This is a genomic window from Rhizobium sp. NZLR11, assembly GCF_019685115.1.
Taxonomy (GTDB): domain Bacteria; phylum Pseudomonadota; class Alphaproteobacteria; order Rhizobiales; family Rhizobiaceae; genus Rhizobium.
Map to the genome: position 1 here is coordinate 195,428 of NZ_JABDWD010000010.1, position 14,923 is coordinate 210,350.

Below are 14,923 nucleotides of genomic sequence, written 5' to 3' on the forward strand. Positions count from 1 at the left end.
CGGTTCAGTGCCAAATTGTCCGCGGCCTTCTCGCCGTACGGACGTCCGCAGTTAGACTGCTCCCTCGGGTCTTCTTTTTATGTCAGGCGTCCAGGCTTTGCTGGAGCAGCCCTGTTAGATAGTCGGCCATGACCCCTTGGCCGACATCGTCTGCGATGAGGTCGTTGCGGACCTCGATCATCACATTGCGCAAGCCGTTCGAAAGCCCGTGCAGGATCAGCGTGTGGGTCACGCCGTCCTCGGGCCCGTAAGGCTGGTTGCGTTCTGTCCTGTAAAGCGGCGCCTCGGCCGCTGCCTTCAGCATAAGGTCGGCGAACCGGCTGTCCTCATCGTGCAATATGCCGAGTTCCACCGGTCGCTCGCGGCCGTGATAGACCGGCGTGAAACTGTGGATCGTCACGATGATGCTGTCTTGTCCCCTCGCCCGGCGATCGCGGATCAGCCCACGAATCGCGTCGTGGAAAGGCACGTAGAGCGCGTCGGTGCGCGCAAGGCGTTCTTCGGCGGTCAATTCCTTGTTGCCGGGAATGGCGTAAATCTCGCTCGTCTCCGGCATGGCGCCAGGTGAACTGGGCGGCCGGTTGCAGTCGTAGATAAGCCTGGAGAACCGCTGGTGAACGAGCGTCGCGTCGAGCCCTTCCGATATGCCGCGGGCAACCGCAAGGGCGCCCGGGTCCCAGGCAATATGGCTCGCGAGTGCTTCGCTGGGCAGGCCAAGATCGCCAAAATGCGCCGGAAGCGCATTCGAGGCATGCTCGCAGATTAGCAGCACCGGGCTCTGGCCACGGACGCGCTCGATCCCGACACAGTCGCCATCCGCTTCGCTGAGGATTTTCGGCCCGGCCAGCACCAAAGGCGCCACTCCTTATCCCTTAACAAATTCCTTATGAAGAAAAGAATTCTTCAGGTTTCGATCACTGTCAAGCGTCGACTGAAAATTTCTTTTCACGACAGTGGTTGACATGGATTATGACAGCGTTCTTAATTTGAGTGGGAAAGTGGCGCCAGACCATCCCGGGGAGCATAGTCACGTGACAGTTGCGTCGAAGACGGTTTCGGACGTCATACACTCGCATTTGGGGGTGTTGACGCGTGCCGAAAAGCAACTGGCCGAAAGCCTTCTCGACAATTATCCGGTGTCCGGTCTCGGCAGCATCACCACGATCGCCGAGAATGCCGGCGTTTCGACGCCGACCGTCGTGCGCATGGTTCAAAAGCTCGGCTTCAAAGGCTATCCGGACTTTCAGGCGCATCTGCATCTGGAGCTCGAGGCGACGATCTCCAACCCGATCACCAAGCATGATCGCTGGGCTCAAAATGCGCCGGGCACTCATATCCTCAATCGTTTCGCCGATGCCATCATGGGCAATCTGCGCCAAACGCTGAGTGATCTCGATACCGCGACCTTCGACAGTGTCGCTTCGCTACTCTCCGACCGCAAGCGCGGCCTTTATTTCGTCGGCGGCCGCATCACCGGCGCGCTTGCCGAGTATTTCTTCACCCACATGCAGGTGATCCGTCCTGCAACGACGCTGCTGTCGTCGAATTCCAGCAGCTGGCCGCAATATGTCCTCAACATGAACGCCGGCGACATCCTGATCATCTTCGACATCCGCCGCTATGAGCAGGAGATGGTGAGCCTCGCCACCGCCGCCCGCAAACGCGGCGCCGAAATCGTTGTCTTCACCGACCAGTGGGGCTCGCCGGCCGCCAAGCTGGCCCGGCATGCCTTCCGCGTCCGGATCGAGGCGCCGTCGGCCTGGGATTCCTCCGTCGTCACCTTGTTCATCGTCGAAGCATTGATCGAGGCCGTTCAGAATTCGACCTGGGACGAGACGAAGGAGCGCATGAAGACGCTTGAGGGCTTGTTCGAGCAAACCAAGCTTTTCCGCAAACCGGGTTAGGAGGACAAGACTAAAACAGAGAAAAAACAAGGACGGATTTTCGCGGAAACAAAGCAGTGCCGTCGCAAATAAAACACGTGTCGCAAACGCCTGCTATCCATAGAAAATTAACGTCATCCAGCCGTCACACAAGCTTCATGTAAGCTCATTAACAGCATCGCCAGACACTGAAAACCCGAAGGAGAACAACAGTGATCTCTAACATTTCTCGACTTCTGTCGCTCTCTACTGCGATGATCGTGGCTTCTACCGCGATTGCCGCCGCCGAGCCGAGCGCTGAATTGATCGCCGCCGCCAAGAAGGAAGGCACTCTGACGACGATTGCTCTTCCGCACGACTGGTGCGGCTACGGCGACGTCATTGCCGGCTTCAAGGCCAAGTATGGCCTCGAGGTCAACGAACTGAACCCGGACGCAGGGTCGGGCGACGAAGTCGAAGCCATCAAGGCGAACAAGGGCAACACCGGCCCGCAGGCTCCTGACGTCATCGACGTCGGTCTCTCCTTCGGTCCGTCTGCCAAGAAAGACGGCCTGATTCAGCCTTATAAGGTTTCCACCTGGGATTCGATCCCGGACTCGGCCAAGGATGCCGAAGGCTACTGGTACGGCGACTATTATGGCGTTCTCTCGTTCCTCGTGAACAAGGATCTCGTCAAGGAATCGCCGGCCGACTGGACCGACTTGAAAAAGAGCGATTACGCAAACAGCGTCGCGCTGGCCGGCGATCCGCGCAGCGCCAACCAGGCTGTCCAGGGCGTCTATGCCTCTGGTCTTTCCGCATCCGGCGGTGACGCGGCCAAGGCGGGCGAAGAAGGCCTGAAATTCTTCGCCGAACTGAACAAGAACGGCAATTTCGTGCCTGTTGTCGGCAAGGCGGCTCCGTTCGCACAGGGCTCAACGCCGATCATCGTCGCTTGGGACTACAACGCGCTCTCCTGGGGCCAGAGCCTCAAGGGCAACCCTCCGTTCGAGGTTGTCGTTCCGAAAACGGGCGTCGTTGCCGGTGTCTACGTCCAGGCGATTTCTGCCTTCGCTCCGCATCCGAACGCTGCCAAGCTCTGGATGGAATACCTTTATTCCGACGAGGGTCAGCTCGGCTGGCTGAAGGGCTATTGCCACCCGATCCGCTTCAACGATCTTGCCAAGAACAACAAGATCCCGAAGGACCTGCTCGACAAGCTGCCGCCGGCAGCAGCCTACGAAAAGGCCGTCTTCCCGACGCTCGAAGAGCAGGCCGCCGGCAAGGAAACCATCACCAAGAACTGGGATTCCGTGGTCGGCGCCAGCGTCAAGTAACCTCTGATCCTGCCTCCCCGCCGCATAGGCGGGGAGGTTTTCTCACTCCGACGCCCCAGGATGAGCTTTTTCCATGAGCACGGTTTCAACGCCTATGGTGAGCAGTGCCCCCTTGATCAACAGAGATCGCGTGATCGACTGGCTGGGCATTGCACCCTTCATTATCTTCTCCCTGCTGTTCCTGATCATCCCCACGCTTTATCTTGTGGCGGGCGCGTTCCTGACCCCTGAGGGCAACCTCACGCTGAAGAATATCGGCGATCTCTTTACCCCCTCGATCATGAGCGCTTACTGGATCAGTATCCGTGTCTCGGTGGCGTCGGCTCTCGGCGGTGCGTTGATCGGCTTTTTCCTCGCCTGGGCCGTCGTGCTTGGTGGCCTGCCCGCCTCCGTCCGCTCGACCCTTTTGACCTTCTCCGGCGTCGCCTCGAATTTCGCCGGCGTGCCGCTTGCCTTCGCCTTTCTGGCAACGCTCGGCCGCACCGGCCTTGTAACGATCTTCCTGCGGGAATGGTTTGGCTTCAATCTGTACGGCACCGGCTTCAACCTGCTGTCCTTCGTCGGCCTCACTATCACCTATATGTATTTCCAGATCCCGCTGATGGTGCTGATCCTGACGCCTGCCCTCGACGGTATGAAGAAGGAATGGCGCGAAGCCTCGCAAATCCTCGGCGCCACCAACCGCCAGTACTGGACGATGGTGGCGCTCCCGATCCTCTGGCCAAGCCTGCTTGGCACGACGCTGCTGCTCTTCGCCAACGCCTTCGGCGCCATTGCCACCGCTTTCGCGCTGACCGGCAGCTCGCTGAACATCGTACCGATCCTTCTTTATGCACAGATCCGCGGCGACGTTCTGCACAATGCCAACCTCGGCTACGCCATCGCCCTCGGAATGATCGTCATCACCGGCGTCTCCAACGTCCTGTACCTCATGCTGCGCATGCGCGCCGAACGGTGGCAGAAATGAAAGCGCAACGTCTCGGAGCCTGGATCGCCATTATTTTGGGCGCGTCCTATTTCATCATTCCGTTGATCGGCACCATTGAGTTTTCGCTGCGCATGCGCCGCGGCGAATACAGCCTCGACGCCTATCAGTCGGTCTTCTCGGACGCCCAGTTCCGCGAGACCTTCGGCTATTCCATGATGATGGCACTTTTGACCATCGTCTTCGGCATGCTGCTCGTCGTTCCAACGGCCTATTGGGTGCGGCTGCGCCTGCCGCAGATGCGCCCGGTCGTCGAATTCATCACGCTGCTGCCGCTGGTCATTCCGGCGATCGTCATCGTCTTCGGTTACCTCAGGATGTACAACTCATCGTCCTACCTACCGCTGACGGGTTCGACGACCGGCACCAACATCCTGCTGGTCTTCTCCTACATCACACTGTCGCTGCCCTACATGTACCGCGCCGTCGATACCGCCATGCGCGCCATCGACGTCCGCACCCTCACGGAAGCCGCTGAGAGCCTCGGCGCCCGCTGGACGACCATCATGTTCAAGTGCATTTTCCCGAACGTCATGAGCGGCGTGCTGTCTGGCGCCTTCATCACGCTTGCGATCGTCATGGGCGAGTTCACATTCGCTGCCTTGCTCAACCGTCCGGCCTTCGGCCCCTACCTGCAGCTCGTCGGCGCCAACAAGGCCTATGAGCCTTCGGCGCTCGCCGTCATCGCCTTCTCGATCACCTGGCTCAGCATGGGCCTGCTCAACCTCGTTTCCCGCTTCGGCAAAGCCCGCCCGGCAAAGGCTTAAGGTAATTGGCTCATGTCTTTTCTCACGCTGACCAACATTCAAAAATCCTTCGGCCCGGTTCAGGTCGTCAAAAACTTCAACATGAACATCGAGAAAGGTGAATTCGTCTCCTTCCTCGGACCGTCCGGCTGTGGCAAGACGACCGTCCTGCGCATGATCGCCGGCTTCGAAACGCCGACCGGCGGTACGCTGACCATCAACGGCAAGGATCAGAGCGCGCTGAAGCCGAACCAGCGTAATATCGGCATGGTGTTCCAGGCCTACGCGCTTTTTCCCAACATGACGGTGCACGACAATGTCGCCTTCGGCCTCAAGGTCGCCGGCGCCCCGAAGCCTGAGATCGATGCCCGCGTCAAGGAAATGCTCGGCCTGATTAAGCTCGATCACCTGGCCGACCGCTTTCCCTATCAGCTGTCGGGCGGCCAGCAGCAGCGTGTCGCCCTTGCCCGCGCGCTTGCCGTCAAGCCACAGGTACTGTTGCTCGACGAGCCGCTCTCCGCACTCGACGCCAAGATCCGCGTGTCGCTGCGCGAGGAAATCCGCCAGATCCAGCAGCAGCTCGGCATCACCACTGTTTTCGTTACCCATGACCAGGAAGAGGCCCTGTCGATCTCCGACCGCATCGTCGTCATGAATGCCGGCAAAGCCGACCAGATCGGTTCGCCGTTCGAGATCTACAATGCGCCGGCAACGCGCTTCGTCGCCTCTTTCGTCGGCACGCTGAACCTCATCGAGGCCAAGGTCGTCGACCCCGATGCCAACCGCATCCAGATCGGTGATCAGAACATCACGCTGAAACAGTCGGTCGCAGCCCACAAGGCCGGCGAAACCATCTCGCTGGCGCTGCGCCCGGAGGCCGGCTCGCTCTCCGACAGCGTCAGAAGCGATACTGCGCTGACCGGTCACGTCGTCTCGGCCCACTTCCTGGGGTCGGTCATCCGCACCCGCATGAATGTCGGCGGCAACGTCATCTCCTTCGACATGTTCAACAGCCCGGGCACCACCCCGCCGCAGGCCGGCGAAACCGTGACACTGCGCTTCATGGCAGCCGACCTGCTGATCATCCGCGACTGAGTTCGCCAAACAGCTCAAGCAAAAGGCGCCGCGAAACGGCGCCTTTTTCATTTCAGTCCTGCCGAATTGTCAACAAACGTGATGCAGCCATCACCACAAAGCACTTGAACTCTTTAAGCTCGCTGCCAGAAGTTGAGCAAATCAAATGAACCGCGCGGCACTCCGCACTGCATTTTACGCGATGGGATATGTCAATGATTACCTGCCACCTGCGTTATGTGATCGATCCGTACAAGCTTGCCGAATTCGAGGAATATGCCCGGCTCTGGATTCCGATCGTCAACAGGATGGGCGGCACCCATCACGGTTATTTCCTGCCATCCGAAGGCGCCAACAACATTGCCGTTGCATTGTTTTCCTTCCCGAGCCTGGCCGCCTACGAGGACTACCGTACGCGCATGGCAAGCGATCCAGAATGTCAGGCCGCTTTCGAGCTCGACAAACGCAACCGCAGTATCGTCAGCTATGAACGTAGCTTCATGCGGCCCCTGCTCGGCTGACCGAACCGGCACACGGCCACTGGAAATGAAAAGCCCGCACGCTGGCAGGGCTTTCATTCTGTCATGCGCTCAGCGGATCGCCTGGTCGTCCACATCGAAGCGGTGCACATGCGCCTGGTCCGGCGTCGCATAGACGATCTCGTCCGGCTCGTACTGGTGCTCGCCGAAGAGACGGGCCGTCAGCAGGCCGCACTGGTCGGATTCCAGATAGATGATCGTGTCGGCGCCGAGATGCTCGACATGCACGACCTTCGCAGCCCAAGTCCCCTGCTCGCGCGACAGCGTCATGTGTTCGGGACGCACGCCGATCGTCTTGGCGCTGTGATCGCCAACCTTCTCCGCCGCAATAAAATTCATCTGCGGCGAGCCGATGAAGCCGGCGACGAAAACATTGGCCGGTCGTTTGTAGAGTTCCATCGGCGAACCGATCTGCTCGATCGCGCCCGCGTTCAAGACGACGATCTTGTCGGCAAGCGTCATCGCCTCGACCTGATCGTGGGTGACGTAGATCATCGTCGCCTTCAGGCTGCGGTGCAGCCGGGCGATTTCGAGCCGGGTCTGGACGCGTAGCGCCGCATCGAGGTTCGATAGCGGCTCGTCGAACAGGAAAAGTTCCGGTTCGCGCACGATGGCGCGGCCGATCGCGACGCGCTGGCGCTGGCCGCCGGAAAGCTCCGCCGGCCGGCGCGCCAGATAGGGCTCCAGCGACAACATGCCCGACGCCTTGCCGACGCGCCTTTCGATCTCGTCCTTGGCGGTGCCGGCCTGTTTGAGGCCGAGCCCCATATTGTCCTTGACCGTCAGATGTGGATAGAGCGCATAGGATTGGAATACCATGGCGATGCCGCGCTTGGCCGGCGGCGTCAGCGTCTCATCTCGGCCGTTGATGACGACAGCGCCCGAGGTGACGTCTTCGAGGCCAGCGATGCTACGCAACAGCGTCGATTTCCCGCAGCCCGACGGCCCGACGAAGATGACGAATTCGCCGTCCTTGACCTCGAGGTCGATGCCTTTCAGCACCTCATGCGTGCCATAGGTCTTGCGGATGGATTTGAGTTGAAGCGATCCCACTGATTTTCCCTTACAATCTGACCGGCTGGCCGGTACGCACGCTCTCGTCGGCGGCAAGGCAGATGCGCAGCGACGCCACCGCATCCGCCATATGGCGATCGAGGTTCAGATCCTCACGGATCGCCCTCAGCACGAAGGCCTGTTCCAGGTCGCAGAGCGCCTGATGACCGGGCTCGCCCGTCATCCTCATGTCCTGGTCGGGCCGGATGAATTTGCCGTCCGGGCCGGTTTCGGCGGTATGCAGACGGATCACCGAGGTCTTAGTATGGGTGTCGATATCGTCGGACTTGGCGTTCGGATCCATGACGATCGACACTGCGCCCTTCGGCGACATCACATCCTTCACGAAGAAGGCGGTCTCCGAGATCATCGGGCCCCAGCCTGCCTCGTACCAGCCGACCGAACCGTCCTCGAACAGCACCTGCAGCTGACCGTAATTATACATATCGGCGGCGATTTCCTCGGATAGCCGCAGCCCCATACCGCGCACTTCGACGGCCATGGCATCAGTGATCTGGCACATCACGTCGACATAATGCACGCCGCAATCAACGATCGGCGAGGTCGTGCGCATCAGCGACTTGTGGGTCGCCCAGGTCGGGCCGCTGGACTGCTGGTTGAGGTTCATGCGGAAGACATAAGGCGGGCCGAGCTTGCGCGCTTCTTCGATCAGCCTCGTCCAGGAAGGGTGATGGCGAAGGATATAACCGATCACCAGCTTACGGCCTGCCTTCCTGGCGGCCGCCACGACGCGCTCGGCATCGGTGACGGTGGTCGCCAGCGGCTTCTCGACGAAGACGTCGCAGCCAGCCTCGAAGGCGGCGACGGCATAATCGGCATGGCTGTCGGAATAGGTGTTGATCGAGCAGAGGTCCGGCTTCAGCTCGGCGAGCGCCGTCGTAAAATCGGGATAGATCCTATAGGCCTGCAGCTCGGGCTCCAGCTTCGGCGTCGAGCGGTTGACCATACCGACGATCTCGAAGCCGGGATTGTTGTGATAGGCGAGCGCATGACTGCGGCCCATATTGCCGAGGCCGGCAACGAGGACCCGGATCGGTTTATCGGATTGGCTCACTTGACGGCTCCTGACGTGATGCCGCGGATCAGTTGCCGCGAGAAGATGACGTAAAGGACGAGGATCGGCAGGATCGCCAGCGACAGCGCCGCCAGCACCGCATTCCAGTTGGTGACGAACTGGCCGATGAAGATCTGCGAGCCGAGCGTGACCGTTTTGGTGGCCTCGGAGGGCGCCAGAATTAGCGGGAACCAGAGATCGTTCCAGATCGGAATCATGGTGAAGACCGCGACCGTTGCCATGGCTGGCCGCACTAGCGGCAGCACCAGCCGGAAGAAGATCGCATATTCGGAAAGCCCATCGATGCGCCCGGCATTCTTGAGATCGTCCGAAACCGTGCGCATGAATTCCGACAGGATGAAAATCGCCAGCGGTATGCCCTGCGCGGTATAGACGAGGATCAACGCCGTCAGCGTATTGACCAGGCCGGCGGCCACCATGCCCTGCAGGATCGCCACCGTGCCGAGACGGATCGGGATCATGATTCCGATCGCCATGTAGAGCCCGAGCAGCATATTGCCGCGGAAACGGTATTCAGAGAGCGCAAAGGCCGCCATCGCACCGAAGAGCAGCACCAGCAGGATCGAGACGATCGTGACAATGAAGCTATTCTGAAAATAGGTGGCGAAATCGCCCTGGCCGAGCACCGTCTGATAGCCGACGAGGCTGAAGGTTGACGGCGTCGGCACCATCAGCGGCTCGCGGAAGATCGAGGCGCGATCCTTGAACGAGTTGACGATGGTCAGGAAAACAGGAAACAGCGCGACCAGCGTATAGGCGCCAAGCGCCAGATGCATGAGGCCGGTGCGAATGGGAGATGTGCGTGCCTTGGACATGCCCGCTCCTCAGAATTGGTAGCGACGCATGCGCCGCTGGATGACGAAGAGATAAAGCGAGACGCCGGCGAGGATGATGAGGAACATCACCGTGGCGATCGTCGCGCCCATCGAGCGATCGCCGAGCTGAAGCTGGAAACCGAAGAATGTGCGGTAGAGCAGCGTGCCGAGAATGTCGGTCGACATGTCAGGCCCGGCGAGGGCGCCCTGCACGGTGTAGATCAGGTCGAAAGCGTTGAAATTGCCGACGAAAGTCAGGATCGAGATGATGCCGATCGCCGGCAGGATGAGCGGCAGCTTGATCTTCCAGAATTGCGCCCAGCCGGTGATGCCGTCGCATTCGGCCGCCTCGATCACCTCTTCGGGGATGCTGAGCAATGCGGCATAGATCAGCATCATCGGAATGCCGATATATTGCCAATTCGAGATAAGCGACACGGCAATCAGCGCCGAGCCGGGCTTGCCGAGCCAGGGCGCGAACAGGAATTTCAACCCGATGAGATCGAGCATCCAGGGCGCCACGCCCCAGATCGGCGAAAGGATCAGCTTCCAGATAAAGCCGACGATCACGAAGGAGAGCAGCGTCGGAAGGAATATCGCCGTGCGGTAAAAGGCGACGCCGCGTAGCTTCGGCACCGAAAGCAGGGCGGCAAGCGCCACGCCGATCGGGTTCTGCACACACATGTGGATGACGAAGAAGACAAGGTTGTTGACCAGCGCGTTCCAGAAATCATGCGCCCAGCGCGGATCGCCGAACAGAACCTCGAAATTCGCAAGGCCGACGAAGGCCGGCTGCCCGTCGATCGTATTGTAGAGTGAAAGCCGGAGCGTTTCGATGAGCGGCAGGACCATGATGGCGGAATAGACGATGATCGCCGGCAGCATAAAGACGAAAATATGCCAGCGCACCGGGCGCTTGATCGGAACGATATCGACCGCGTTGTGGTTTTCGCTCATGGCTTTTGCCTGTTCTTGTCGACTGGCTGCAAGGGCAGCACAGATGGAAAACGTTTCGCCTTCCCCAACCCTCTCTCCGCCTGAGGGAAGGGGCAACGCGCCCTGCTTGGATGCCATGTCGGGCTGGAAGGTCCTTGCGAGTCTCCTTCTCCCCTGAAGTGCGGAGAAAGCGGAAGGCAGGCCGGATGGGAGGGGCAGCAAACGCGGCCCCTCCACACCATTCACTTGGCCGGCTTGTACCAGCTGTCGAGGCCCTTCTGGAGCTTCTCGGCAGCGACCTGCGGCGTATCCGTACCGTTGATCACATTGGCCGATTCAACCCAGGTCTCGTTTTCCAGGTTCGGCTTGCCGCGCGACAGGATCTGGTAGGTCGAGCGCACGGTCGACTTGTACGGGCCGCGCCAGGAAACGAATTCCTGAGCAAGCGGATCGGACATCTTCACCGGGTTGGAGTTCAGGCTGAAGAAGCCCGGCAGCGAATTCGCATAGATATCGGCGAATTCAGGCGAAGCGACCCAGCTCAAGAACTTCTTGGCTTCTTCTGCATGGGTGCTCTTCGCGTTTAGCGCGACGCCGATATCGGGGTGGTCGGAGATGTAGCCCGTGTCGCCGGCCTTCGGAATCGGCGGCGGGAAGGCGCCCATCTTGAACTGGGCCTGGCTGTTGAACAACGAGATTTCCCACGAACCGGCCGGATAGATCGCCGCACGGCCGAGCGTGAAGAGGTTCTGGCTGTCGGAGTAGGTCTGCGCTTCGAAACCGTCGCCGAGATAAGGCTTCCACTTAGCAAGCTCTTCATAGGGCTTGACCCAGTCGGCGTCGGTCAACTTTTCCTTGCCGGAGATCAGGGCGGCGCGGCCGTCCTCGCCCTTCCAGTAGTTCGGGCCGATATTCTGGTAGCCCATGGTGGCGGCTTCCCAGAGGTCCTTCGTGCCCATGGCAAGCGGAATGTAGGTGCCATCGGCCTTGATCTTGTCGAGCGCCGCGTAGAACTCGTCCTGCGTCTTCGGCACGGAGATGCCGAGCTTGTCGAAGGCATCCTTGTTGTAGATGAAGCCGTGGATGACCGAAGCCATCGGCACGCAGAAGGTCGACTTGCCGTCGTCGGTGCTCCAGGCGGCCTTGGCGACCGGCGAGAAGTTTTCCATGCCCGGCAGGCTGGTGATGTCGGCGAGCTGCTTCTTGTTGAAGAGTTCAAGCGAGGCATCGAACGGGCGGCAGGTGATGATATCGCCTGCGGAGCCGGCATCGAGCTTGGCGTTCAGCGACGCATTGTATTCGGTCGGCGCGGTCGGCGAGAAGACGATCTTGATGCCCGGGTTCTTCGCTTCGAAGGCCGGGATGATCTTCTCCTGCCAGATCTGCAGGTCGTCGTTACGCCAGCTTTCGACCGTCAGCGTGACGTCGGCGGCATGGACGAGGCCCGCTGAACTCAGCAGGCTGGAGGCAAGTAGCAAGCTTTTCAGAGCAGTGTTTTTCATTTCCCTCTCCTGTGTTTTAAGCGCCGGAAGGCGCTGTTTTCGATCTGAAACAAGCAGTTGGTGTGCCCGAGGAAACACCCAATGCCCCTTGGAGGACCGCCAGCGACTGCCGGCCCCGAAAGCTCGATGACCGCGAAGGCGATTGCCTGCGGCCGGGCCGCCTCCGGCGACTTGCATCGGGCGCGGCAAATTGATGGGAAAGCCGATGGATGTCTGAGCTTCGCCACCAGCCTGTCGGCCGACGGGTTGTTCTCTCGATCATCCTCGAAGCGGTTCCGGCTTGGTTTCGCTGCCGGTTTTCGTGGGCTTCGATGTGCTGTTCCCTTTTGACGAATTAAGGCCAACAAAATACCAATTGTCCAGCCGAATTTAACTTTTCGGCTAGATTAAAATCACTAAAAAATTTTATTCAATAATATCAATATGATAAAAAGACATATTTTTTCTACCATTCCCACTTGGTAAATGGTATTTTTTTGGTATTGTAATAAAAAACATGGGGAACGGCGTATTCGGAGGCCCGATGACAGAGCTTGCAATCGGCATAGACGGCGGCGGAACGAGCTGCCGGGCGGCTGTCGCGGACAGAGATGGCAATATCATCGGCCGTGGCAAATCAGGCCCTGCCAACATCCTGTCCGATCTGGAAAACTCCCTTCTCAATATCGTCGAATCCGCCCGGCAGGCGCTGCGCGACGCGGGCCTGGCCGCTGAAACCATCTCCTCCGTTGCATCGGTCGTCGGCGTCGCCGGCGCCAATGTCGGCGATTACGGCAGGCGGATCGAAGAAGCCCTGCCCTTTGCCGAAGGCCTAGTTGTCACCGATGCGCTGATTGCCCTGCAGGGGGCACTCGGCGATGCCGACGGCATCGTCGGCGCCTTTGGCACAGGTACGGTCTATAATGCCCGCAGGAACGGCCGGCTGAACGGCATCGGCGGCTGGGGCTTTATTGTCGGCGACCAGGCAAGCGGCGCCCGTCTCGGCCGCGATCTCATGGAACGATCGCTACTTGCCCATGACAGCGTGCGCCCGGCGTCGCCGCTCACCGAAGCGGTCATGGCCGAATACGGCAACGATCCCGTACGCATCGTCGAATTCGCACATTCGGCAAGACCGACGGATTTTGCCCGTTACGCGCCCATCGTATTCGACCATGCGGCCAAGGGCGATGCCGTCGCGATCGGCATCGTCACGGATGCGGCAACGGCAATCGGCGAAAGCCTGGACGCGTTGCTCTGGCCGGATTGCCCGTCGATCTGCCTGCTTGGCGGGCTTGCGGAAGCTTATGAACCGTGGCTTTCCGAACGCTATAGGTCACGGCTTGCCAGGCCGAAGGGCGATGCCCTGCAGGGTGCGGTGGAACTTGCGGTGAAGCTCCTCAACGACAGGCAGAGAGGTGCGGCATGACCGACGACCTCGCCACCCTACTGTCCCTGGAGCGCCTGCAGGCAGCAGGCACGGGCCCGCTCTACGTCAAGCTGCGCCGCAGGCTCGAAGAAGCCGTGCGCACCGGAACGCTCGGTCACGGCGATGCGCTGCCGCCGGAACGCGATATCGCCGAATTCGCCGCCGTCAGCCGCGTTACCGTGCGCAAGGCGATCGACGAGCTCGTCGCTGACGGCCTGCTGGTGCGCCGCCACGGTTCGGGCACCTTCGTCGCCAAGCCGGTCTCCAGGGTCGAGCAGCGCCTGTCGCAGCTCACCTCCTTCACCGAGGACATGGCGAGGCGCGGCATGTCCTCCCGCTCCGAATGGCTGCACAAGGGCGTTCACACCCCCTCGCCGGACGAGATGATGATCCTTGGCCTCGGCACGGACGTGAAGGTTTCGCGCCTCTCTCGCCTGCGAATCGCCGACGAGCAGCCGCTGGCGATCGAAAATGCCAGCGTCTCTGGCGAATTCCTGCCCGATCCGTCCGCCGTCACCAATTCGCTCTACGCCGAGCTCGAACGCCTGCAGGTCCGGCCCGTGCGCGCCGTGCAGCGCATTTCGGCGACCAACATGAAGGAAGCCGACGCCCAGCTTCTCGGCGTCTCCGTCGGCGCCGCCGGCCTGTCGATCGAACGTATCTCCTATCTCGGCTCCGGCCGCGCCGTAGAATTCACCCGCTCGCTTTATCGCGGCGACGCCTATGATTTCGTCGCCGAGCTGACGATCGGGGTGACCTGACGGCTTGAACTTATCCAAATTATACGTATAGTTCGGAGATCAACGTTGGGAGACTTCTCATGGCACGGACCACGGCTCTGGAATTTCAGCGAAAATTCGGCGAGTTTCAGCATCAAGCGCAACGCGAACCCGTCGAGATCACGCGTCATGGCCGCCGTGAATTTGTGCTGATGTCAGCCGAGCAGTATGATTGGCTGAAGGCCGCTGCGCAACGGACTCATAGGACAGCCGATGCCTTGTCCGTTGTCATCGATGCCGTCGAAAGAGCGGAGATGGATGCTGCCCACACACCCCTCGATGAACTACTGAAATAACGCATCATGGGGTCAATTCCCGAACCGAAGCCCGGCCTCGTCGTGCGCTATGATTACCTGTGGTTGCGCGAAGCATCGGCGGGTCGCGATCAAGGCAAGGACAGGCCCGCCTGCCTCGTCGCGGCAAGCGATAGTCTAGCCAATCCCCGCTACGTCATTCTGCTGCCGATCACGCACACGCCGCCGTCCGGCGAAACGGTCGGAATAGAAATCCCGCCAAAGGTGAAGCACGCAATCGGTCTGGACGACGCTCCGAGTTGGGTCATCGTCTCCGAACATAACATCGACGAATGGCCGAATGGCGGGCTTTCGCCCGTGCCAGGCAGCGAGGGGATATTCGCCTACGGCTTCATCCCGCCCGGGCTTTTCGCAACGATCAAGGCGAAATTTCTTGATCTTGCCAAATCCAGGAGGAGCGATTCCGTCCACCGCTGATTACACGTTCATTTTCAAACGCATGAAGCCGGAAAGTGAATCACTGTCCGGCTTCATTGT

Annotated in this window: 16 protein-coding genes; 10 read left to right on the forward strand and 6 right to left on the reverse strand. The window is 60.1% G+C overall.

The genetic code is table 11. The annotated features are described in order from the left end of the window. Positions 1-82: 82 nt before the first annotated feature. Positions 83-853 carry an N-formylglutamate amidohydrolase gene (locus HJB83_RS19105; protein WP_207584345.1) on the reverse strand — a complete coding sequence of 257 codons (771 nt, stop codon included), beginning with the start codon at positions 851-853 and terminating at the stop codon, positions 83-85. A gap of 178 nt (positions 854-1,031) precedes the next feature. On the opposite strand from HJB83_RS19105, the gene HJB83_RS19110 reads away from it, so the two are divergent. The 6 genes from HJB83_RS19110 to HJB83_RS19135 all read left to right on the forward strand — a co-directional run bounded on the left by HJB83_RS19110 (position 1,032) and on the right by HJB83_RS19135 (position 6,525). Further along, complete coding sequence (locus HJB83_RS19110) at positions 1,032-1,904, forward strand: MurR/RpiR family transcriptional regulator (RefSeq protein WP_221115816.1); 873 nt, start codon at positions 1,032-1,034, stop codon at positions 1,902-1,904. Between the two features lie 191 nt (positions 1,905-2,095). Continuing rightward, the gene (locus HJB83_RS19115) at positions 2,096-3,199 is read left to right on the forward strand and encodes an ABC transporter substrate-binding protein (protein ID WP_207581167.1); all 1,104 of its coding nucleotides are present in this window, start codon (positions 2,096-2,098) and stop codon (positions 3,197-3,199) included. A 73-nt stretch (positions 3,200-3,272) separates the two neighbouring features. After that, a complete protein-coding gene (locus tag HJB83_RS19120) occupies positions 3,273-4,166 on the forward strand; it encodes an ABC transporter permease subunit (protein WP_207581168.1) in 894 nt (297 codons plus the stop codon). Beyond that, entirely contained in the window at positions 4,163-4,951 is a 789-nt protein-coding gene (locus HJB83_RS19125; protein WP_207581169.1) for an ABC transporter permease, read from the forward strand. Before HJB83_RS19120 ends, HJB83_RS19125 begins: the two co-directional genes overlap by 4 nt. Positions 4,952-4,963: 12 nt before the next feature. Next, on the forward strand, positions 4,964-6,025 hold the full coding sequence (locus HJB83_RS19130; RefSeq protein ID WP_207581170.1) for an ABC transporter ATP-binding protein: 1,062 nt from the start codon (positions 4,964-4,966) through the stop codon (positions 6,023-6,025). 194 nt (positions 6,026-6,219) lie between these two features. Beyond that, on the forward strand, positions 6,220-6,525 hold the full coding sequence (locus HJB83_RS19135; protein ID WP_003541496.1) for an NIPSNAP family protein: 306 nt from the start codon (positions 6,220-6,222) through the stop codon (positions 6,523-6,525). A gap of 69 nt (positions 6,526-6,594) precedes the next feature. Here HJB83_RS19135 and HJB83_RS19140 read toward each other — a convergent pair whose 3' ends face one another. The 5 genes from HJB83_RS19140 to HJB83_RS19160 all read right to left on the reverse strand — a co-directional run bounded on the left by HJB83_RS19140 (position 6,595) and on the right by HJB83_RS19160 (position 11,945). Further along, entirely contained in the window at positions 6,595-7,596 is a 1,002-nt protein-coding gene (locus tag HJB83_RS19140; RefSeq protein ID WP_221115817.1) for an ABC transporter ATP-binding protein, read from the reverse strand. 10 nt (positions 7,597-7,606) lie between these two features. Beyond that, positions 7,607-8,671 (reverse strand): Gfo/Idh/MocA family protein, encoded by a 1,065-nt coding sequence (locus HJB83_RS19145; protein ID WP_221132107.1) that lies wholly within the window; start codon positions 8,669-8,671, stop codon positions 7,607-7,609. Continuing rightward, entirely contained in the window at positions 8,668-9,507 is an 840-nt protein-coding gene (locus HJB83_RS19150) for a carbohydrate ABC transporter permease (protein ID WP_221132108.1), read from the reverse strand. Before HJB83_RS19150 ends, HJB83_RS19145 begins: the two co-directional genes overlap by 4 nt. 9 nt (positions 9,508-9,516) lie before the next feature. After that, positions 9,517-10,464, reverse strand: coding sequence for a carbohydrate ABC transporter permease (locus HJB83_RS19155; protein WP_207581174.1), 948 nt, complete (start codon positions 10,462-10,464; stop codon positions 9,517-9,519). A gap of 221 nt (positions 10,465-10,685) precedes the next feature. Then, entirely contained in the window at positions 10,686-11,945 is a 1,260-nt protein-coding gene (locus HJB83_RS19160; protein WP_221115819.1) for an ABC transporter substrate-binding protein, read from the reverse strand. Between the two features lie 523 nt (positions 11,946-12,468). On the opposite strand from HJB83_RS19160, the gene HJB83_RS19165 reads away from it, so the two are divergent. From HJB83_RS19165 to HJB83_RS19180, 4 genes are read left to right on the forward strand one after another with little or no spacing between them, the layout of a single operon-like run. Next, positions 12,469-13,353 carry an N-acetylglucosamine kinase gene (locus HJB83_RS19165; protein WP_221132109.1) on the forward strand — a complete coding sequence of 295 codons (885 nt, stop codon included), beginning with the start codon at positions 12,469-12,471 and terminating at the stop codon, positions 13,351-13,353. Then, positions 13,350-14,114 (forward strand): GntR family transcriptional regulator, encoded by a 765-nt coding sequence (locus tag HJB83_RS19170; RefSeq protein ID WP_207581177.1) that lies wholly within the window; start codon positions 13,350-13,352, stop codon positions 14,112-14,114. Before HJB83_RS19165 ends, HJB83_RS19170 begins: the two co-directional genes overlap by 4 nt. Positions 14,115-14,173: 59 nt before the next feature. Beyond that, complete coding sequence (locus HJB83_RS19175) at positions 14,174-14,428, forward strand: type II toxin-antitoxin system prevent-host-death family antitoxin (RefSeq protein ID WP_207581178.1); 255 nt, start codon at positions 14,174-14,176, stop codon at positions 14,426-14,428. Between the two features lie 6 nt (positions 14,429-14,434). Then, positions 14,435-14,863 carry a hypothetical protein gene (locus HJB83_RS19180; RefSeq protein ID WP_207581179.1) on the forward strand — a complete coding sequence of 143 codons (429 nt, stop codon included), beginning with the start codon at positions 14,435-14,437 and terminating at the stop codon, positions 14,861-14,863. Positions 14,864-14,923 lie beyond the last annotated feature (60 nt).

What these genes read in the sequence shown, in the direction of transcription:
- HJB83_RS19120 (WP_207581168.1), top strand. Translation starts at nt 3,273, where the DNA reads ATGAGCACGGTTTCAACGCCTATGGTGAGCAGTGCCCCCTTGATCAAC.
- HJB83_RS19125 (WP_207581169.1), top strand. Translation starts at nt 4,163, where the DNA reads ATGAAAGCGCAACGTCTCGGAGCCTGGATCGCCATTATTTTGGGCGCG.
- HJB83_RS19130 (WP_207581170.1), top strand. Translation starts at nt 4,964, where the DNA reads ATGTCTTTTCTCACGCTGACCAACATTCAAAAATCCTTCGGCCCGGTT.
- HJB83_RS19135 (WP_003541496.1), top strand. Translation starts at nt 6,220, where the DNA reads ATGATTACCTGCCACCTGCGTTATGTGATCGATCCGTACAAGCTTGCC.
- HJB83_RS19150 (WP_221132108.1), bottom strand. Translation starts at nt 9,507, where the DNA reads ATGTCCAAGGCACGCACATCTCCCATTCGCACCGGCCTCATGCATCTG.
- HJB83_RS19155 (WP_207581174.1), bottom strand. Translation starts at nt 10,464, where the DNA reads ATGAGCGAAAACCACAACGCGGTCGATATCGTTCCGATCAAGCGCCCG.
- HJB83_RS19160 (WP_221115819.1), bottom strand. Translation starts at nt 11,945, where the DNA reads ATGAAAAACACTGCTCTGAAAAGCTTGCTACTTGCCTCCAGCCTGCTG.
- HJB83_RS19165 (WP_221132109.1), top strand. Translation starts at nt 12,469, where the DNA reads ATGACAGAGCTTGCAATCGGCATAGACGGCGGCGGAACGAGCTGCCGG.
- HJB83_RS19170 (WP_207581177.1), top strand. Translation starts at nt 13,350, where the DNA reads ATGACCGACGACCTCGCCACCCTACTGTCCCTGGAGCGCCTGCAGGCA.
- HJB83_RS19175 (WP_207581178.1), top strand. Translation starts at nt 14,174, where the DNA reads ATGGCACGGACCACGGCTCTGGAATTTCAGCGAAAATTCGGCGAGTTT.
- HJB83_RS19180 (WP_207581179.1), top strand. Translation starts at nt 14,435, where the DNA reads ATGGGGTCAATTCCCGAACCGAAGCCCGGCCTCGTCGTGCGCTATGAT.